15 protein-coding genes are annotated in these 19,876 nt (G+C 68.0%); 7 read left to right on the forward strand and 8 right to left on the reverse strand.

The genetic code is table 11. The features are described from left to right. Positions 1–34 precede the first annotated feature (34 nt). Positions 35–1,180, forward strand: coding sequence for a benzoate/H(+) symporter BenE family transporter (locus FBQ73_RS09740; protein WP_138399290.1), 1,146 nt, complete (start codon positions 35–37; stop codon positions 1,178–1,180). A gap of 140 nt (positions 1,181–1,320) precedes the next feature. On the opposite strand, the gene FBQ73_RS09745 is transcribed toward FBQ73_RS09740, so the two are convergent. From FBQ73_RS09745 to FBQ73_RS09775, 7 genes are all read right to left on the reverse strand, one after another. Further along, positions 1,321–2,313 (reverse strand): branched-chain amino acid ABC transporter permease, encoded by a 993-nt coding sequence (locus tag FBQ73_RS09745; RefSeq protein WP_138399291.1) that lies wholly within the window; start codon positions 2,311–2,313, stop codon positions 1,321–1,323. A 10-nt stretch (positions 2,314–2,323) separates the two neighbouring features. Continuing rightward, complete coding sequence (locus FBQ73_RS09750; RefSeq protein ID WP_138399292.1) at positions 2,324–3,205, reverse strand: branched-chain amino acid ABC transporter permease; 882 nt, start codon at positions 3,203–3,205, stop codon at positions 2,324–2,326. 65 nt (positions 3,206–3,270) lie between these two features. After that, complete coding sequence (locus FBQ73_RS09755) at positions 3,271–4,476, reverse strand: ABC transporter substrate-binding protein (protein WP_138399293.1); 1,206 nt, start codon at positions 4,474–4,476, stop codon at positions 3,271–3,273. 51 nt (positions 4,477–4,527) lie between these two features. Next, positions 4,528–5,241, reverse strand: coding sequence for an ABC transporter ATP-binding protein (locus FBQ73_RS09760; protein WP_138399294.1), 714 nt, complete (start codon positions 5,239–5,241; stop codon positions 4,528–4,530). A gap of 1 nt (position 5,242) precedes the next feature. Beyond that, a complete protein-coding gene (locus tag FBQ73_RS09765; protein ID WP_138399295.1) occupies positions 5,243–6,013 on the reverse strand; it encodes an ABC transporter ATP-binding protein in 771 nt (256 codons plus the stop codon). Between the two features lie 207 nt (positions 6,014–6,220). Further along, on the reverse strand, positions 6,221–6,826 hold the full coding sequence (locus tag FBQ73_RS09770; protein ID WP_138399296.1) for a hypothetical protein: 606 nt from the start codon (positions 6,824–6,826) through the stop codon (positions 6,221–6,223). A 106-nt stretch (positions 6,827–6,932) separates the two neighbouring features. After that, positions 6,933–7,538, reverse strand: a complete 606-nt coding sequence (locus FBQ73_RS09775) for a peroxidase-related enzyme (RefSeq protein WP_138399671.1) — start codon at positions 7,536–7,538, stop codon at positions 6,933–6,935. 278 nt (positions 7,539–7,816) lie between these two features. On the opposite strand from FBQ73_RS09775, the gene FBQ73_RS09780 reads away from it, so the two are divergent. Further along, positions 7,817–12,649 carry an NAD-glutamate dehydrogenase gene (locus tag FBQ73_RS09780; RefSeq protein ID WP_138399297.1) on the forward strand — a complete coding sequence of 1,611 codons (4,833 nt, stop codon included), beginning with the start codon at positions 7,817–7,819 and terminating at the stop codon, positions 12,647–12,649. A gap of 132 nt (positions 12,650–12,781) precedes the next feature. On the opposite strand, the gene FBQ73_RS09785 is transcribed toward FBQ73_RS09780, so the two are convergent. Further along, entirely contained in the window at positions 12,782–14,599 is a 1,818-nt protein-coding gene (locus FBQ73_RS09785; RefSeq protein ID WP_170218827.1) for an AI-2E family transporter, read from the reverse strand. Positions 14,600–14,762: 163 nt separating this feature from the next. Here FBQ73_RS09785 and FBQ73_RS09790 point away from each other — a divergent pair, with 163 nt between their 5' ends. The 5 genes from FBQ73_RS09790 (at position 14,763) to FBQ73_RS09810 (ending at position 19,814) form a co-directional block, all read left to right on the forward strand. Beyond that, positions 14,763–15,062, forward strand: a complete 300-nt coding sequence (locus FBQ73_RS09790; protein ID WP_138399299.1) for a hypothetical protein — start codon at positions 14,763–14,765, stop codon at positions 15,060–15,062. A gap of 98 nt (positions 15,063–15,160) precedes the next feature. After that, positions 15,161–16,561, forward strand: coding sequence for an MFS transporter (locus FBQ73_RS09795; protein WP_138399300.1), 1,401 nt, complete (start codon positions 15,161–15,163; stop codon positions 16,559–16,561). Between the two features lie 10 nt (positions 16,562–16,571). Continuing rightward, positions 16,572–16,940 carry a cupin domain-containing protein gene (locus FBQ73_RS09800; RefSeq protein WP_170218828.1) on the forward strand — a complete coding sequence of 123 codons (369 nt, stop codon included), beginning with the start codon at positions 16,572–16,574 and terminating at the stop codon, positions 16,938–16,940. A gap of 91 nt (positions 16,941–17,031) precedes the next feature. Further along, on the forward strand, positions 17,032–17,265 hold the full coding sequence (locus FBQ73_RS09805) for a hypothetical protein (RefSeq protein ID WP_138399302.1): 234 nt from the start codon (positions 17,032–17,034) through the stop codon (positions 17,263–17,265). A 116-nt stretch (positions 17,266–17,381) separates the two neighbouring features. Continuing rightward, a complete protein-coding gene (locus tag FBQ73_RS09810; protein WP_138399672.1) occupies positions 17,382–19,814 on the forward strand; it encodes an ATP-dependent helicase in 2,433 nt (810 codons plus the stop codon). Positions 19,815–19,876 lie beyond the last annotated feature (62 nt).

The raw sequence follows: 19,876 nt of genomic DNA on the forward strand, positions 1-19,876 counted from the left end.
AAGGCGCCCGCCGCCGCCAGCCAAGGACAGATCCGTGCGCGTCTCCGTCATCGTGTCCGCCTTCGTCGCTGCGCTCGTGGGATTTGGCGGAACGCTCGCCCTGATCCTCGCCGCTGCCGCCGCGGTGGGGGCAAGCCCCGCCGAGGCCTCCTCCTGGGTCGCCGCCATCTGCCTGGCTATCGCAGCGACGTCTGCCTTTCTTTCCATGCGCTACCGCATGCCCATCATCGCCGCCTGGTCCACGCCGGGGGCTGCCCTCATTGCCGGTTTCGGATCGGGGATCGGCATGGCCTCGGCCACCGGCGCCTTTCTGGTCGCTGGCCTGCTGATGGTCTTGTGCGCGGCGATCAAGCCCCTCGGCGCACTGGTGGCCCGCATCCCGGTGGCGGTGGCCGCCGCCATGCTGGCCGGCGTGCTGGTCCGGTTCGTCATGGCTCTGGCCGAGCAAGCGGCGGCATCGCCGGCTTTGGTGCTGCCGGTGATCGCGGTGTTCTTCATCGTTCGGCGGTTGTCGCCCAATTGGGCCGTGCCGGCGGCGCTGGTCGCAGGCGGCGCCGCGGCCATCCTGCTCGGCCGGGTCGGACCCATGCCGGCGCCGGAGCTGTCGGCGCTGGTCTGGACCACGCCCCGCTTCGATCCATCGGTGCTGGTGGGGCTCGGTGTGCCGCTGTTCCTCGTCACCATGGCCTCGCAGAACCTGCCCGGCTTCGCCGTGCTGCGCGCGAGCGGATACGTGCCGCCGGTGCGGCCCATTCTCGCCGTGACCGGCCTTGCCTCCATGGTGACGGCACCCTTTGGCGCCCACGCCACCAACCTGGCCGCCATCACCGCTGCTTTGTGCACGGGGCCGGAGACCCATCCCGATCCCAGGCAGCGCTGGCGAGCGGGGCCGGCCTATGCCGGCTTCTATGTCCTGCTTGCGGCCGCCGGCGCCTCGCTTGTGGGCGTGTTCGCGGCCTTGCCGCCTGCCCTCATCGCCACCATCGCCGGCCTTGCCTTGCTGTCACCGCTGACCGGAGCGCTGACGGCGGCGCTGCACGAGGAAAGGCACCGGCTGGCAGCAGTAGCCACCTTCGCCACCACGGCTTCGGGAGTCACGGCCCTTGGCCTCGGGGCACCGGTGTGGGGGCTGGCGGCGGGGCTCGCCATCATCGGCCTGGATCACCTGCGGCGGACCTGAAGTGCGGGACTGCAACCCGCCCCCTGAAACAAAAAATCCCGCGGACGACACCAGTCACCCGCGGGATCCTTGTTTGCGAGGCAGGCCCTTTACGCCTCGGGCCCTTTACACCTCAGGCCATTAATGTCGGCGGGTCTCGATCAGCCCGCCTTCTTGGCCTTGAACTGCTGGATGATGGCGATGACCTCGCCCACGAAGCCGCGGCGGAACAGCGACACCGCGAGCACGAAGATGACGCCCTGGATCACCAGCACCCATTCGCCGAGGCCGGCCAGATAGTTCTGCATGGTCACGATCACCGCCGCGCCCACGATGGGGCCGAGGATGGTGCCCATGCCGCCCACCAACGTCATCAGGATCACCTCGCCCGACATCTGCCAGGCGACGTCGGTGAGCGAGGCCAGCTGGAACACCAGCACCTTGGTGGCCCCGGCAAGGCCAGCCAGCGCCGCCGAGAGCACGAAGGCGAGCAGCTTATACTGGTTCACCCGGTAGCCCAGCGAGATGGCCCGCGGCTCGTTCTCGCGGATGGCTTTCAGCACCTGCCCGAACGGCGAGTGAATCGTCCGGTAGATGACCAGGAAGCCGAACACGAAGATGGCCAGCACCAGATAATAGAGGTTGATGTCCTTCGACAGGTCGAAGATGCCGAACAGCGACCCGCGCGGCACCGCCTGAAGGCCATCCTCGCCGCCGGTGAAGCGGGCCTGGAGGCAGAAGAAGAAGAACATCTGCGCCAGTGCCAGCGTCACCATGGCGAAATAGATGCCCTGGCGGCGGATGGCGAGCAGGCCGGAGATGAAGCCCAGCGCGGCGGCGAAGACGACGCCGGCTAGGATGCCCAGTTCCGGCGAGAAGCCCATCACCTTGATGGTATGGGCGCACACATAGGCCGACCCGCCGAAGAACATGGCATGGCCGAAGGACAGCAGGCCCGTGTAGCCCAAGAGCAGGTTGAAGGCGCACGCGAACAGCGCGAAGCACATCACCTTCATGAGGAACACGGGATAGACGCCGAACGGCGCCGCCAGCAGCACCGCGATGGCGAGGATGCCGAAGAGGGTGCCGGCGCTGGCGCCGGAGCCGGTGGCCGCGGGCGCGCCGGCGGGGTGGGCGGGGGTGGAAGTGCTCATTGCGCCGCGCTCACTTGGCTGTGCCGAACAGGCCGGCGGGCTTCACCATGAGCACGATGGCCATGATGACGAAAATCACCGTGGAGGAAGCCTCCGGGTAGAACACCTTGGTCAGGCCCTCGACAATGCCGAGGCCGAAGCCGGTGACGATGGCGCCCATGATGGAGCCCATGCCGCCGATCACCACCACCGCGAACACCACGATGATGAGGTTAGAGCCCATGGTGGGGCTCACCTGATAGGCCGGCGCGGCGAGCACGCCGGCGAGCGCGGCAAGGCCGACGCCGAAGCCGTAGGTGAGCGTGATCATGCGCGGCACGTCGATACCGAAGGCCTGCACCAGGTCCGGCCGCTCGGTGGCGGCGCGCAGGTAGGAGCCGAGCTTGGTGCGCTCGATCACGTACCAGGTGGCAAAGCACACCACGATGGAGGCCACCACCACGAAGGCGCGGTAGTTGGGCAGGAACATGAAGCCGAGGTTGGTGCCGCCCGGCAGGGGATTGTTGTAGGGCAGGCCCGAGGAGCCGTACTGCCGCCGGAACAGGCCCTCGAAGATCAGGGCGAGGCCGAAGGTGAGCAGCAGGCCGTAGAGATGATCGAGGTGGTAGAGCCGTTTGAGCAATGTGCGTTCGATCACCATGCCGATGATGGCCACGATGAGGGGTGACAGCACCAGCGCGCCCCAGAACGGGACGCCGGCATAGTTGAGCAGCATCCACGCCCCGAACGCGCCCATCATGTATTGCGCGCCGTGGGTGAAGTTGATCACGTTCAGAAGGCCGAAGATCACCGCGAGCCCGAGGCTCAGCATGGCGTAGAACGCGCCGTTGATCAGGCCGAGCAGCAATTGCCCGAAAAGGGCCTGCGGGGGAATGCCGAGAAGCTCGAACATCGAAGATCCGTCTCGTCAGGAGGACGCGGGCCGGCCCTTAAGGCCGACCCACCTGAATTGGAGCATCAGCCCTTCTTGACGAGGGGGCAGTCGCTGTCGGCGAGCGGACGGAAGGCCTCGTTCGCCGGGATGGTGGCCTTCAGGGTGTAGTAGTCCCAGGGCCCCTTCGACTCGGAAGGCTTCTTCACCTCGAACAGGAACATGGGGTGGATATGGCGGCCATCGGCCCGCACCTCGCCCTTGCCGAACAGCGGGTCGTCGGTGGGGATCTTCTTCATCTCGGCCACCACGGCGGCGCCGTCCTTGGCGGACTTCAGCGCTTCCACCGCCTTCAGGTAATGGGTGACGCCCGAATAGACGCCGGCCTGCACCATGGTGGGACGACGCCCGCCATTGGCCGCGGCGAAGGCGTCGGCGAACTTGCGGTTGGCGTCGGTCTGGTCCCAGTACCAGGCCGAGGTCAGGTTCAGGCCCTGCGCCACCTTGAGACCGAGGGAGTGCACGTCGGTGAGGAAGATGAGCAGGCCAGCGAGCTTCTGGCCGCCGTCGACGATTCCGTATTCCGACGCCTGCTTGATGGAGTTGATGGTGTCGCCGCCGGCATTGGCGAGGCCCACGATCTTGGCCTTGGAGCTCTGCGCCTGCAGCAAGAAGGACGAGAAATCGGCGTTGTTGAGCGGCACGCGGACCTGACCCAGCACCTTGCCGCCGTTGGCCTTCACCACTTCCGAGGTGTCGCGCTCGAGGGCGTGGCCGAAGGCATAGTCGGCGGTGAGGAAGAACCAGGTGTCGCCGCCGGTCTTCACGATCGCCTTGCCGGTGCCGTTGGCTAGCGCCCAGGTGTCGTAGGTCCAGTGCACGGTGTTGGGGGTGCAGGCCTTGCCGGTGAGGTCGGAAGTGGCCGCGCCGGAATTGATGAAGACCTTGTTCTTTTCCTTGGTGACGCCGCTGACCGCCAGGGCGACGCCGGAATTGGGCGTATCCACGATGACATCCACGCCGTCCACGTCATACCACTGGCGGGCGACCGAGGTCCCCACGTCCGCCTTGTTCTGGTGATCGGCGAAGATCACCTCCACCTTGAGGCCCTTGGCGGCGGCGCCGAAGTCTTCCACGGCCTTCTTGGCGGCCCACACCGAGCCCTGGCCGCCGAGATCGGCATAAAGGCCCGACTGGTCGTTGAGGACGCCGATCTTCACCGGGACCTGGGCGTAAGCGGCACCGGCGCCCATGAGGCTGCTGGCTGCCAGGAAAATGGCTGCAAGACGCATGTGTTTCCTCCCACCGGCTGCAAGCCGGATTTCTCTGTCAGGAACCCGGCTTCAGACGCCGAGGAACGCTTCGAGACGCGCCGCGTTTTCCGCGATCTTGTCGTTGGGGACCATGTCCACCACCCGGCCGTGTTCCACCACATAGTGGCGATCGGCAACCGTGGAGGCGAAATGGAAATTCTGCTCCACCAGCAGCACCGTGAACCCCTTCTTCTTGAGGTCCCGGATGATCTGGCCGATATGCTGCACGATCACCGGGGCAAGGCCCTCGGAGGGCTCGTCCAGAAGCAGGAGCTTGGCGCCGGTGCGCAGGATGCGGGCGATGGCCAGCATCTGCTGCTCGCCGCCCGACAGCTTGGTGCCCTGGCTGTTGCGCCGCTCTTCCAGCCGCGGAAACAGCTCGTGAACCTCGTCCACGGTCAGTCCGCCGGGCAGCACCACGGGGGGCAGCAGCAGGTTCTCGCGCACCGAGAGCGAGGCGAAAATGCCGCGCTCCTCGGGGCAGATGGCGATGCCGAGCCGGGCGATCTTGTTGGGCTGCAGCCCGACCGTCTCGGTGCCCTCGTAGCGGATGGACCCGGCGCGCTTGCGCAACAGGCCCATGATGGCCCGCATGGTGGTGGTCTTGCCGGCGCCGTTGCGACCCAGCAGCGTCACCACCTCGCCGGGATGGACATCGAAGGTCATGCCGTGCAGCACGTGGCTTTCGCCATAGTGGCCGTGCAGGTCCTTCACCTCGAGCAGGGGAGTTGCGTTCGCGGCCATCTCAATGCGCTCCACCGGTGCCCATGTAGGCCTCGACGACCTGCGGGTTCTTCGACACCTCGGAATAGGGTCCCTCGGTGAGGATCTCGCCGCGGGCGAGCACGGTGATCGTGTCGGAGAGGTCGGAAACCACCGAGAGATTGTGCTCCACCATCAGGATGGTGCGGCCCTCGGAAACGCGCTTGATGAGGTCCGACGTGCGCGCGATGTCCTCGCGGCCCATGCCGGAGGTGGGCTCGTCCAGAAGCAGCATCTCCGGCTCCAGCGCCAGGGTGGTGGCAATCTCCAGCGCCCGTTTGCGGCCGTAGGGAAGCTCCACCGCAAGATGCTTGGCGTAGGAGATCAGGTCCACGTCGGCCAAAAGCGCCATGGCGCGGTCGTTCAGCGCGTCCAGCGACGTCTCCGACTTCCAGAAATGGAAGGAATTGCCGATGGGACGCTGCAGCGCGATGCGGACATTGTCCATCACGGTGAGGTGCGGAAATGTCGCCGAGATCTGGAACGAGCGCACCATCCCGAGCCGGGCGACATCAGCCGGCGGCGTGCGCGTGATGTCCTTCCCGTTCAGGCGAATGGTGCCCCGGGTCGGTTCCAGAAACTTGGTGATCAGGTTGAAGCAGGTGGTCTTCCCCGCGCCATTCGGCCCGATCAGGGCGTGAATGGTGTGCCGGCGGATCCTGAGGTCAACGTTCTTGACCGCAGCAAATCCTTTGAATTCCTTGGTAAGACCAGACGCTTCAACGATGTAGGGCACGTCTGAGACGGTGTCCATGATCGTAAGGTGCCCTCGCTATTGTGGCCTGCGGAGACAGCGAGCGTTCCCCTGGCCAATTTCCTCCGGATCGGCACCTTTTGCGGTGCACTTCATCTTGCGTCGCAAACTAGCACGTTGCGCCATGGGAGCGTCAATAGACTGCTGACGCGACGTTCGTCTATCTCGATCTTGGTCTGCGCGCATGTCACGCACACTTGTGATTGCTCAATCTGCAGGCGTAATGACGAGATCCAGCCAGGCACCCTCCACCCCCGACACCTGAAGTCGCACGTCACCGCTGGGAATCCCGAATCGCAGACTCTTGCGCAGGCCGGGACAGGCATGCACGCCGGTGAAGGCGATGGGCGTCAGAGGCCGCCCGTCGACCACCACATCGATCCACGCATTTGCCGAAACCGTGACCTGCCACACCCGCTCGGGCGGGGGTACTTTCAGATCCATCACACCGGCGAAGGTCCCGCCGTCGCCCCTGCGCGGCGGGACGGGGAGATTCGCCCCGACCTGCGGCACGAGGCCAAGGCGCAGAGCACCGTCCAGAGGTAGAACCAGCGTGTCGCCCGGCGTGACCCGACGCGGATCAGGCGCCGAGAGCAAAGCGCGGTCTGCCGCGAGCGGCCAGGCGGCACGTTCGCAATCCTCCGCCACCGGCTGCGCCCCGGCCACCCCGCCCCTGGCGGCCAGAAATCCAGCAGCCAGAACCAGGGCCACCCCCATCCCGGCGGCGCGCCACCGTCCACCGCTTCGCACCGCCCTCGCCAAGGACGCCATGGCCACCACCGCCTCCGGCATCTGCCGCAAGATGTATCTCACGGGATATATCTTATCCTGAAATACACCGTCGCCGCGCCGGCCACCAGCGGGTCGGATCCGGTAGGCCACCGCCGGGAGGACTGAAGCCGGGAGGACTAGCCGAGCTTCACTCGAGCAGGGTGCGGGCCTGGGCGTGGTAGGCCTCGTTGGGGCGCATGTCGGTGGCCGAGGCGATTCGGTTGGACATGTTGAAGAAGCCCACCACCGCCGACACGTCCCAAATATCCCGCTCCGAGAGGCCGACACGGCGCAGGGCCTCGCGGTCCTCCTCCTCCACCTCATTGGGGCGCTCGGTGAGCTTGGCGGCGAAGTCGAGCATGGCGCGCCGGCGCGGGTCGAGCCGGGCGGCGCGATAATTCATCACCAACTGCTCACCCAGGATGGGATCGCCGGACAGCTGACGCACCGCCGCGCCGTGGGCAGTGAGACAGTAATAGCAGCGGTTCACGGCGGACACGACCACGGCGATCATCTCCCGCTCCAGCTTGGACAGGCCGGATGGGGCGAGCATGAGGTCGTTGTACATGGCGGCGAAAGCCGAAAGCTTCGCCATGTCGAAGGCATAGGCCTGAAGCACGTTCGGAACGAAGCCGATCTTCTCCAGGCATTTGTCGAAATACGCCCGGTTGGCCGGATCAAGCTCCGCCGGCGGCAACGGAAGGGCGATGGCGGGGAGATCGTCCCGCTGCCGCGCCGGAGCCGGTGCCGCAATTGCGGGCGACGCCGCGCCGGGCTTGGCCTTCGCCTGTTTGGCTGACGCCTTTTTCGCAGGCGCGCCTTTATTTTTGGCAGTCCCGCTTTTGCCCTTTTCGGCGCCCACGCCTGCCCTCACCTTCGTTGCCATAGCGTCGCCTCGTCATTGTCGCGTTGCCAGCTTCGTCCAGAACTCGGGACAGGCATTTGGGTCCAACCCCTGGGCCTGGAACTTGCCCATCATTCGATCCGTCACGGCACAGGCCCGGCGGGCCGGTGCTCCACAAGGGAAAGGCCATGAACGTCATGGGATTTCAAGCCACCGACACTGCCCAGGTCGGGACCCGCGATCTCACGGCGCTCGCCGCGCATCTGTGCGCGGACGCCCCGGAGCTGCCCCAGGGCTTCGTCGCGGCCGTCCTGGCGGCGGTCGCGCCCGAGGATCTGGCGCCACTGACCCCGGATTGTCTCGCCGTGCTGCTGAAGGAGGCGTGGACTCATGTCGCTGGCCGCCCCCGGGGCGAGCCGAGCGTGCGAGTGTTCAACCCCGAGCTGAAGGGCGAGGCCGTCACCGTGGTCGAGGCGGTGAATGACGACATGGCCTTCCTGTTCGATTCCATCGCCGGCACCCTTGCCGAGCGCGGGCTCGAATTGAAGCTCGCCGCTCATCCCATCCTGCATGTGGAACGCAACGCGTCCGGCACCGTGACCGGGCTGGAAGCCCCCTCGGCGAAAGGCGAGCGCTCCGAGGACAATCGCGAGAGCCTCATCCACATCCACGTGTCGGCCATCGGCGCGGCGGAGGGCCTGCAACTGCGGGCGGCCCTCGAAGCCGCGCTGGCGGACGTGCGCGCCGCCAACGAGGACTTCTCCGCCATGCGCAAGCAGGTGAAGAGCCTCAGCAAGGGCTACCGCCGCGAGAAGCGCCCCTACGACGAGGACGCCCAGGAAGAAGCAGCGGACGTTCTGGAATGGCTCACCGAGGACAATTTCATCTTCCTCGGCCTGCGGCACTACGAACTGACCGACGACGGCCTCCAGGCGGAAGCCAACAGCGGCCTTGGCATCCTGCGCGATCCCTCCGTCCACGAGCTGCGGCTCGGCGACAAGCCGGTGGTGACCACGCCGGAGATCCGCGCCTTCCTGGAAGCGCCTACCCCGCTGCTGTTCACCAAGGCGAGCCTGCGCTCGCGGGTCCATCGCCACGACGTGATGGATTATGTGGGCATCAAGTCCCATGACGAAAAAGGCCGGCTCGTCGGCGAGGTGCGCCTCATCGGCCTGTTCGCCTCCACCGCCTATACCCATTCGGTGCGGGAGATCCCCTATCTGCGCCTGAAGGCGGCGTCCGTCATCAAGGGCGCGGGCCTGGAGCCGGATAGCCATTCGGCGCGTGCGCTGACCTCTGTACTGGAGACCTATCCGCGCGACGACCTGTTCCAGATCGACGCCCAGACGCTGCTCGGCCACGCCCGCGAGATCCTCTCGCTCTACGACCGGCCGCGCCTGAAGCTGCTGCCCCGCGCCGACCGGTTCGACCGCTTCGTGTCGGTGCTCGCCTTCCTGCCGCGCGAGCGCTTCGACGCCCAGGTGCGGGACGTGATCGGCGAGATCCTCGCCCGTGCCTATGGCGGCAGTGTCGCCTCGTTCGACCAGGCGTTCGTCCCCGGCCTGCCGCTCACCCGCGTGCAATACATCATCGACCGCAGCGAAGGCCGCATCCCGACGGTGGACCGCGGCGCGCTGGAACAACAGGTCGCCGGCGCCATCCTGTCGTGGAGCGACCGGCTGTCCGCCGCCATCTCGGCACTGCCGGGCATCGACGCCGACATCGCCACCGGGCTGAAGCGCCGCTACGCCGCGGCGTTCGACCCCGGCTACGTGGCCGAATATGACGTGTCCACGGCGCTCGCCGATATCGACAGCATGGAGCGGCTGTCCAACGAGCGGCCGGTGGCCCTCGACTTCTATCGCCGGCGCGGTGACGACGACCGGCGCATCTCCCTGCGGCTGCTCTCCTATGGCGCGCCGCTGCCCCTGGCCACCCGGGTGCCCATGCTCGACAACATGGACCTCAAGGCCATCAACGAGCGCACCTATCGCATCGACCCGGCCGGCGCGGGCGAGCGCAGCTGGCTCCACGACATGACGCTGGAGCGCCACGACGGCGGCACCATCTCCGTCGAGGGCTCGGCGGTGCGGCTGGAGGACTGCCTGAACGCGGTGCTGCGCGGGGCGGCGGCGAACGACGGCTACAACGCGCTGGTGCTCGACGCCGGGCTCACCTGGCGCGAGGCGGCGCTGGTGCGCGCGCTCGGCCACTACATCCGGCAGGCGGGCATCCCGTTCTCGCAGGATTATATCTGGCAGACCCTGAACGCCCACGGCGCGCTGGCCCGCTCCATCGTGGCCCTGTTCCACGCCCGCTTCGACCCCGCGCTCGATGCCTCGGCCGAGGCGCGCATTGCCCGCGAGGCGCCCCTGCGCGCCGCCATCGACAGCGAACTTGCCGAGGTGTCGAGCCTCGACCAGGACCGCATCCTGCGGCGCTTCGTGAACCTCGTGGACGCGGCCATCCGCACCACCTTCTATCAGCGCGACGCCGAGGGCCGGCCCAAGGAGGCCATCGCCATCAAGTTCGAGAGCGCGAAGGTGGAGGGCCTCGCCCTGCCCCGGCCGCTCTATGAGGTGTTCGTCTATGCGCCCCGCGTGGAAGGCGTGCACCTGCGCTTCGGCAAGGTGGCGCGCGGCGGCCTCAGGTGGTCCGACCGGCCGCAGGATTTCCGCACCGAGGTCCTCGGCCTCGTGAAAGCCCAGCAGGTGAAGAATGCGGTGATCGTGCCGGTGGGTGCCAAGGGCGGTTTCGTGCCCAAGCGCCTGCCCGCTGGCGGCAGCCGCGAGGCGGTGATGGCGGAGGGCACCGCCGCCTACCGCATTTTCGTCTCCAGCCTGCTCGACCTCACCGACAATCTGAAGGGCGGGCAGGTGGTGCACCCCGCCGACACGGTGCGCCTCGACGCCGACGACCCCTATCTCGTGGTGGCGGCCGACAAGGGCACGGCCACCTTCTCCGACACCGCCAACGCCATCTCGGCCCGCCACGGCTTCTGGCTGGACGACGCCTTCGCCTCCGGCGGCTCGGTGGGCTACGACCACAAGGCCATGGGCATCACCGCCCGTGGCGCCTGGGAAGCGGTGAAGCGCCACTTCCGCGAGATGGACATCGACATCCAGGTGACCCCGGTCACCGTGGCCGGCGTCGGCGACATGTCCGGCGACGTGTTCGGCAACGGCATGCTGCTGTCGAGCGCGCTCAAGCTGGTGGCGGCCTTCGACCACCGCCACATCTTCATCGACCCCACCCCGGAGCCGGCCTCCTCCTTCGCCGAGCGCCAGCGCCTGTTCAACCTGCCCCGCTCCTCCTGGGCAGACTATGATCCCGCCCTCATTTCCAAGGGCGGCGGGGTGTTCCCGCGCAGCGCCAAGAGCATCGACCTGTCCGACGAAATCCGCGCCCTGCTGCGCTTCCCCAAGGCCCATGCCACGCCGGCGGAACTCATCACCGCCATCCTGAAGGCGCAGGTGGACCTGCTCTTCTTCGGCGGCATCGGCACCTATGTGCGCGCCTCCGGCGAGACCGACGCGCAGGTGGGTGATCGCGCCAACGACGCAGTGCGCATCGCCGCCGCCGACCTCGGCGCCAAGGTGGTGGGCGAGGGCGCTAACCTCGGCATGACCCAGCGCTCCCGCATCGAGGCGGCGCGCCGGGGCGTGAAGCTCAACACCGACGCCATCGACAATTCGGCCGGCGTGAACACCTCCGACGTGGAGGTGAACATCAAGATCGCCCTCGCTTTGCCGCTGGAGCGGGGCGACCTGACCGCCCCCGACCGGGCAGCACTGCTCAAGGAGATGACCGACGAGGTCGGCGCCCTGGTGCTGCGCAACAACTATCTCCAGACCCTCGCCCTCTCCCTCGCCGAGCACAAGGGCGCGGACGACCTCGCCTTCCAGCAACGCCTGATGCAGATGCTGGAGGCGCGCGGCGAGCTGGACCGGGCGGTGGAATTCCTGCCGTCCGACGCCGAGATCGCCGACCGGCGCTCGCGCGGGGAGCATCTCACCCGCCCCGAGCTGGCGGTGCTGCTCGCCTACGCCAAGCTGGCGCTGGACCAGGACCTCGTCGCCTCCAACGTGCCGGACGACGCCTATCTCTCCGGGGAGCTGGTGAATTACTTCCCGCGCGAGATCAAGGAGCGTTACCCCCACGCCATCGAGACCCACCGGCTGCACCGGGAGATCATCGCCACCGGCCTGTCCAATGCCATCGTCAATCAGGGCGGGCCGTCGTGCCTTGCCCGGATCGCCGACCAGACCGGTGCCGACGCCCCCGCCATCGCCCGCGCCTTCGCCGCGGTGCGCGACAGCTACCATGTGCCGGAACTGAATGCCGCCATCGACGCCCTCGACACCAAGGTGCCGGGCGCGGTGCAGCTCGGCCTCTACGCCGCGGTGCAGGACTTGGTGGTGGGGCGCACCATCTGGTTCCTCGGCAACGTCTCCTTCGCCGATGGCATCGCCGGGGTGGTGGAGCGCTATCGCACCGGGATCGCGGCGGTGGCCGCCGTGCTGGAAGAGAGCCTGCCGGAGGCCTGGCGCCGCGAGCGCGAGGCGCGCATGGCCGACCTCATCGGCCACAACGTGCCGGAAGAGCTCGCCCGCAAGATCGCCTTCATGCCGGGACTGGCGGCGGCCTCCGACATCGCCCTCATCGCCGAGACCACCGGCAAGTCGATCCCCAGCGCTGCCAGCACCTTCTTCGCGGCCGGGCGGACCTTCGCCATCGACGACCTGTTCATGCAGGCCCGCAGCATCCTGGCGCCGGACTATTACGACCGGCTCGCCCTCGACCGGTCTCTGGCCCAGTTGGAGACCTTCATGCGCCGCATCACCGAGCTGATGCTGGTAGACGACGCAGCGGGGGAAGCGGCCGTGAATGCCTTCATCTGCGCCCGCCACGAGGAGGTGGAGCGCATGCGCCGCACGGTGCGCGAGATCGCGGCCTCCGGCCTCAGCCTCTCCAAGCTGACGCTGGCCGCAAGCCTGCTCTCGGACCTGGTGCGGACCTGAGCTGTGCCTCTCGGCCCGATCAGGGACCGGGGCCTTTGACATGAAACCTGCGGCCTCGGTCCCTGACCGGGGCCGCAGTTTTTGTCCAGCCGCACCCACCCTATGGCGTGAGACGGAATGGCGTGAGACGGATCAGGCCGCGCCGGCGCGCAGCGGTGCCACGACGGACGAGGCGACGGGTGCGGGCGGCGGTGCCTCCACAGCCTCTACCGCCGCCGCGACGGAGGTGACGACGGCATCCTCGCCTTCGAACCGCTCCGTCTTCCCCTCCTCCATGCCCCAGTCGGCGACGATCACCCGCCGACCCGGCGCATCGCGCTTGAGGCGTCGGATGGTGTAGCGCCGGTGCGCGGGGGTGGCCGGCGACAGATAGGACAGCACCAGCAGGGACACTTCGTCGGCGATGGGCCGACCGAGACCGACGCGCGGGCGCGTCTCACACCGCGTGCCGGACTGGCGCAGCCGATGGGCGAACAGCAGGGACGCCGCCTCGTCCAGCGCGGAGCGGGCCGCTACGATCAAAACATGGGGCGACGCCGCCCCGGGCTCGTCCGCCGACGTCTCTCCGGCCTCGTCCGGCAGATCATCCAGAAGCTCGGCGAGGGTTTCCTTGAGGCGGGTCTGGCGGGCCTCGTCCAGAACGCCGCGGGCGGCATCGCGCTGGGCGAGGCGCAGCGCCGGCAGCGCCACGCCATCGGCATAATCGGCGAACGATTTCTGTTTCAGGTGCTCCTCGGCCGCGGCCGCCGCCTCCAGCGGATCCCCCGCCAACAGGCGCTGATAGAGGAGTTCGCTCGCCGAAAGAGGCGGCTGGTCGCCCAGCGCCACGTCGAGAAATTCAAGGCTCTCCACATGCCGGCCCAGCACGACCAGGCAGAGCGTGAGCGGGGTGGAGAGCAAAAGCCCCACCGGCCCCCACAGCCAGGTCCAGAAGGTAGCCGCCGCGATCACCGCCACCGGCGACAGGCCGGTGGAGCGGCCGTAGAGCAAGGGCTCGATCACATGGCCCACCAGCGGCTCCACCACCAGGAACAGGGCGGCGGTGGACAGCACCATGGTCCAGCCCGGATCCACCGCGAGCGCCAGGCCGATGGGCAGCGCCGCCGCGATGGCAGCGCCGATATAGGGAACGAAGCGCAGCACGGCCGCCGCCAGCCCCCACAGGAAGGGGCTCGGCACGCCGATGGCCCACAAGCCGAGGCCGATGACCGCGCCGAAGGAGGCATTCAGCGCCACCTGGGCCAGGAAGAACCGCGACAGCCGGCTCCCGGCATCGTCGAGGGCCGCCGTGGTGCGCTGGAGATCATGAGCCCCGGCAAGCCGCACGAAGCGGTTTCGCAAATCCTCCCGCTGGAGCAGGATGAACAGCACGAAGATGAAGACGATGCCGATGGTAGCAAGGGGATGGAGTAGCGGCCCCATCACCGCCGAGAGGGTGCCGAGGGTGCCCGGCGGCGGCTGGTGAACCTCCACCAGCACTGGCCGCCCGTCGGCGGCACCCGCCGCCAGTCCCTGCCCGGCCTGCGGGCCGTCGATCTCACGGCTGAGGTCCTGCACCAGGTCCATGGTGCGCTCGAACGTGCCCGAGCCGCCAGCGGCATCCTTCAGGGACTTGATCTTGTCCCGCATGTTCATGCGGTACTGGGGCAACTCGGCCACAAGGTCGGTGACCTGCAAGGCGATCATTCCGCCCAGCGCCATGAGGCCGAGGAAGGTGATCAGCACCACCGCCACCACCGCGACCGTGCGCGGGATGCGGATGCGGCGCAGTACCATGATCACCGGCGCCAGCACGAAGGCGAGCAGGATCGCCACCGCGATGGGCACGAACACGTCGCGCCCTAGGTACAACACGGTGACAATGGCGATGGCGGCGAAGAAGGTGACGAGGCGGTCCTGCCCGCGTCCGAGCACGGGCATCTTGAAGGAGGAGTCACCCGAACCCAGCATCACCAATCCCTCTATGCCCCGCGCACAGGACCGCGCAGGGCAATAACGCTCGGGCGCGGCTTTGCGATCCACAGCCACGCCACCACCGCGCCACCACAGCTTCCCTCTGCGGAACGCCGGGACGGCAACGGGCGTTCGCACAACGACCGCAGGAGATAAGGCCATGTTCATCTATCGCGTCACGCTGCGCGGAGACCCCGAAGGCGAGTTGCATGTGCGCGACAAGCGTTCGCCCAAGGCCATGGCCCGGGACCTGGTAAAGGACGGCTACCTTGTGACCGAAGCGGTGAGCGTGCGCGCCGCCACCTCCGCCTTCGACGACCCCGCCGGCAATACGGTGAAGGAGGATTTCTTCTCCGCCACGCCACTCGGCGCCGCCGTACTCGTCAAGGAGGCGGTGGCGACGCTGGTGGAGCACGTGGTGCCCAAGGGCGCCGAACCCATGCCCGACATGCCCGAGTAAACGCCACCGGCACGACCGCCTGACGCGACGGGCCGCCGCTCTTGCACAGCGCCGCGTCCTGTGCGCCCTTGGCCGGAGCTGACCCGTCCGGATCCGGCATGCCCGAAACCTCCCCTTCCCCGCCTGTTCCTTCCCCGCCGGTACCACGCCGGGCCATCGTCGGCTGGATCCTGTTCGATCCCGCCTGCCAGCCCTATTTCACCCTCATCACCACCTTCATCTTCGCGCCCTATTTCGCCTCGGCCGTGGCGGAGACGCCGGCACAGGGGCAGGCGCTGTGGGGCTTCGCCACAGGCGCGGCGGGGCTTGTCATCGCCCTCTGCTCACCGGTGCTCGGGGCGGTGGCGGATGCGGCGGGCCGGCGCAAGCCATGGATCTTCGCCTTCGGGCTGATGATGATGGCGGGGGCGGCGCTGCTGTGGTTCGCCGAGCCGGGGAACACGGCGCGCATCCCCCTCGTGCTTGTGGCCTTCGCCGTGGGCACCATCGGCGTGGAATTCGCCACTGTCTTCAACAATGCCATCATGCCGGCCCTGGTGCCCAGGGAGCGGCTGGGACGGCTGTCGGGCGCCGGCTGGGCGGCGGGCTATTTCGGCGGGCTGGTGGCGCTGGCGCTGATGCTCGCCTTCTTCGCCACCCAGCCCGATACAGGCCTCACCCTCCTCGGCCACCCTCCGGCCTTCGGGCTCGACGCGTCGGCGCGGGAAGGCGACCGCTTCAGCGGGCCGCTGACCGCGCTGTGGTATGCCGTGCTGGTCATTCCCATGTTCCTGTTCGTGCCGGACGCGCCCCGCGCCATGCCCATGGGCGAGGCGATCCGCACCGGCCTCGGCGAGATCCGCCGCCTGATCCCGCGCCTGAAGGAACGCCCGGTGCTGGCGCGCTTCCTCCTCGCCAACATGGTCTATACGGACGCGCTGGTGGCGCTGTTCGCGTTCGGCGGCATCTATGCGGCGGGCACCTTCGGCTGGGGCTCCATCGAGATCGGCATTTTCGGCATCCTGCTCACCCTCACCGGTACCGCCGGGGCGCTGGCCGGCGGCTGGCTCGACGACGCGCTGGGGCCGCGCACGGTGATCTTCGGTGCTTTGCTGGTGCTGCTATTTGCCTGCGTGGGCCTGCTTTCGCTGGATCGTGGCGCGATTTTGTTTGGCCTCGTGCCCACCCCTCCGGGCAGCGGGCTCTTCGGCTCGGTGCCGGAGAAGGTCTACGTGGGACTGGGCCTCCTCATCGGCGCCGTGGCCGGGCCGCTGCAGGCGGCAAGCCGCACCCTGCTGGTTCGGCTTGCGCCGGCCGAAAACATGGCGGAATGCTTCGGCCTGTTCGCCCTTTCGGGCAAGATCACCTCGTTCGCCGCCCCCACCTGCGTGGCGCTGGTGACGGCGGCCACCGGCAGCCAGAAGGCGGGGGTGGCCGTGCTCGTCGCCTTCTTCGCCCTCGGCGCGGTGCTGGTGGCGGGGCGGACGCAGGCTCATGATGCCGACGCGACAGAGACTTAGGGAGGCCGCCGTGACCATCCGCTCGATCCGCTTCGATCCCAGGCCCGCCGTGGAGGCAGCCTCCAGCACCACCGTGCATGAGTGGTACCAGGACCGCACCGGCGCCTTCTCCGCCGGCTTCTGGGCCTCGCACCCGTCCGAGATCGCCGTGAGCTATGAGGAAGACGAATTCTGCGTCCTCATCGAGGGCAAGGTGGAACTCACCGACGCCTCCGGCCACACCGAGACCTATGAGGCCGGCGCCTCCTTCCTCATTCCCTCCGGCTTCACCGGGACTTGGAAGAGCGTGACGGCGGTTCGCAAATTCTATGTGGTGCACCTGCCGAAGGCTCCCACCAGCGAAACCTCCGCAAGCTCTTCCGCTGCAAGCCCAGGCTGAGTGCAGGACATGAACCGGCGCCGGCGCGCCGGAACATTGCCGGCTCCGCGACTGTTGCCCTTCCGAGACTTTCACAAGGGAGGGTAAGGCTATGTCCGTCCGGCTCCAGATCGCCGCCATGCTGTTCATGATGATTCAGGCGGTCCTGTTCTTCATCGGCCTGCTCCTGGTGCTTCTGACGCCGCTGGCGCGGGAGGCCATGGACCTCATGCCGTGGGTGGTGGGCGCCACAACCGTCGTGTCGCTGCCGCTGTCCTGGTGGCTGGCACCCCGCCTCAGGGCCCGCACCTGGCGGCGGGACGGCACCCTCGAAGCGCTGAAATGACACGAGCGTGACCGCCGGGACCCGGTCCGGCGGCCCGCCCTCGCAATCGCCGTCATTGAGTGCCATTTTGTTCTCAAGAGAGAATCAGGCCTTGCGAGAGTTTGCCCGTGACCCAGTTGACCGATCCGCGCCGGCATCCGCCTGAGCCGGCGCCCGAGCGTCCCGCCCCCCGCGCGGGCGGCATCGCCGCGCGGGCCGTCTCTGCCGCCGCGCCCACGCCGGATTATCTCAACGGCCTCAATCCCGAGCAGCGCGAAGCCGTGGAGACCCTGGACGGCCCGCTTCTGGTGCTGGCCGGCGCCGGCACCGGCAAGACGCGGGTGCTCACCGCCCGCGTCGCCCATATCCTGTCGCAGGGCCGCGCCTATCCCTCCCAGATCCTGGTGGTGACCTTCACCAACAAGGCCGCGCGGGAGATGAAGGACCGCATCCACGCCATGGTGGGCGACCAAGTGGAGGGCATGCCGTGGCTCGGCACCTTCCATTCCATCGGCGTGCGCATCCTGCGGCGCCACCACGAGCTGGTGGGGCTGAAATCCGGCTTCACCATCCTCGACACCGACGACCAGATCCGCCTGCTCAAGCAATTGCTCGCCGCCGAGAACATCGACGAGAAGCGCTGGCCGGCGCGGCTCCTGGCCTCCACCATCGACAGCTGGAAGAACCGCGGCCTGTCGCCGAAGGACGTGCCCCCCGGCGAGGGCGCGGTCTTCGCCAATGGGCGTGGCGGCTCCCTCTATGCCGCCTATCAGGCGCGGCTGAAGGCGCTGAACGCCGTGGATTTCGGCGACCTGCTGCTGGAAGGCATCCGCCTGTTCCGGGAAAACCCGGACGTGCTCGCCGAATACCACAAGCGCTTCAAATACCTGCTGGTGGACGAGTATCAGGACACCAACGTGGCCCAGTATCTGTGGCTGCGCCTGCTCGCCCAGGGCTCGAAGAATGTGTGCTGCGTGGGCGACGACGACCAGTCCATCTATGGCTGGCGCGGCGCCGAGGTGGACAACATCTTGCGCTTCGAGAGCGATTTTCCCGGCGCCAAGGTGATCCGGCTGGAGCGCAACTACCGCTCCACCGGCCACATCCTTGCCTCCGCCGCCCATCTCATCGCCCATAACGAGGGCCGGCTGGGCAAGACCCTGTTCTCCGAGGGCGAGGACGGTGAGCAGGTCACCGTCACCGGGGCATGGGATTCGGGCGAGGAAGCCCGCGCCGTCGGCGAGGAGATCGAGGCACTGCAACGCGCCGGGCATAAGTTGTCCGAGATCGCCATCCTGGTGCGCGCCTCGTTCCAGATGCGCGAGTTCGAGGACCGGTTCGTGACGCTGGGCATGCCCTATCGCGTCATCGGCGGCCCGCGCTTCTACGAGCGGGCAGAAATCCGCGATGCTTTGGCCTATCTGCGCTGCGTAAATTCATCCGCCGACGACCTCGCCTTCGAGCGCATCGTCAACGTGCCCAAGCGCGGCATCGGCGATGCGACCGTCAAGCAGATCCACGATGTGGCCCGCGCCGTCGGCCTGCCGCTGCAGGAAGCCACCCGCGTGCTCACCGAGAGCGAGGAGCTGAAGCCCAAGGTGCGCGCCACCCTGCGCGGCCTCGTGGAGGCGTTCGGGCGTTGGCGCGAGCAGGCGCGGGTTCTGTCCCACACCGAACTGGCCGAGATCGTGCTGGACGAGAGCGGCTATACGGAGATGTGGCAGAAGGACCGCTCGGCGGAAGCGGCCGGGCGGCTGGAGAACCTGAAGGAGTTGGTGCGCTCCATGGAGCCGTTCGAGAATCTCTCCGGCTTCCTCGAGCACATCTCCCTGGTCATGGACACCGACAACGGCGCCGGCGAGGACGCGGTGCAGATCATGACCCTGCATTCCGCCAAGGGGCTGGAGTTCGACACCGTCTTCCTGCCCGGCTGGGAGGAAGGTCTGTTCCCCCACCAGCGGGCACTGGACGAGCAGGGCAAGGCCGGGCTGGAGGAAGAGCGCCGCCTCGCCTATGTGGGCATCACCCGGGCGCGGGCCTCGGCGCGGATCTTCGTCGCCTCCAACCGGCGCATCCACGGCATGTGGAATTCAACGGTCCCCTCCCGCTTCCTCGACGAACTGCCAGATGCCCATGTGCGGGTGGAGGAAAGCCGCGGCGGCGCCGGCTGGGGCGGGTCGAGCTATGGCGGCGGCAGCTACGGCCAGAGCCGCTTCGACCGGGCCGAGCCGTTTTCCTCTTCCTCCTATTCCACCCCCGGCTGGCAGCGGGCGCAGACCAACCGCGCCCGTACCGACCAGGGCGGCTCAGGCTCCTCCCGCAGCGGCTTCTCCGAACGGGGCGGCCGCTATGATGCGGGCGGCTCCACCCGGCGCGGACCCATGGTGATCGAGGGCACGCTGGTGGCCACCTCCGCCGGCCCGGCATCGGCCTTCCAAACCGGCGAGCGGGTGTTTCACATCAAGTTCGGCTATGGCGAGGTCACCGGCATCGATGGCAACAAGCTGACGGTGCAGTTCGACAAAGCCGGCGAGAAGCGCGTGTTGGAGACCTTCGTCGACAAGGTGTGAGCGCCTCATGTCAGGCGCCGGCGGACGCACCGGCGGCCACCGGACGTGCGTGAAGCTTGCGG

It is taken from the genome of Xanthobacter autotrophicus (assembly GCF_005871085.1).
GTDB lineage: Bacteria > Pseudomonadota > Alphaproteobacteria > Rhizobiales > Xanthobacteraceae > Xanthobacter > Xanthobacter autotrophicus.

Coding starts and splice junctions, on each gene's coding strand:
- FBQ73_RS09805 (WP_138399302.1), top strand. CDS start 17,032: ATGTCCGTCCGGCTCCAGATCGCCGCCATGCTGTTCATGATGATTCAG.
- FBQ73_RS09785 (WP_170218827.1), bottom strand. CDS start 14,599: ATGCTGGGTTCGGGTGACTCCTCCTTCAAGATGCCCGTGCTCGGACGC.
- FBQ73_RS09795 (WP_138399300.1), top strand. CDS start 15,161: ATGCCCGAAACCTCCCCTTCCCCGCCTGTTCCTTCCCCGCCGGTACCA.
- FBQ73_RS09780 (WP_138399297.1), top strand. CDS start 7,817: ATGAACGTCATGGGATTTCAAGCCACCGACACTGCCCAGGTCGGGACC.
- FBQ73_RS09765 (WP_138399295.1), bottom strand. CDS start 6,013: ATGGACACCGTCTCAGACGTGCCCTACATCGTTGAAGCGTCTGGTCTT.
- FBQ73_RS09790 (WP_138399299.1), top strand. CDS start 14,763: ATGTTCATCTATCGCGTCACGCTGCGCGGAGACCCCGAAGGCGAGTTG.
- FBQ73_RS09745 (WP_138399291.1), bottom strand. CDS start 2,313: ATGAGCACTTCCACCCCCGCCCACCCCGCCGGCGCGCCCGCGGCCACC.
- FBQ73_RS09760 (WP_138399294.1), bottom strand. CDS start 5,241: ATGGCCGCGAACGCAACTCCCCTGCTCGAGGTGAAGGACCTGCACGGC.
- FBQ73_RS09755 (WP_138399293.1), bottom strand. CDS start 4,476: ATGCGTCTTGCAGCCATTTTCCTGGCAGCCAGCAGCCTCATGGGCGCC.
- FBQ73_RS09750 (WP_138399292.1), bottom strand. CDS start 3,205: ATGTTCGAGCTTCTCGGCATTCCCCCGCAGGCCCTTTTCGGGCAATTG.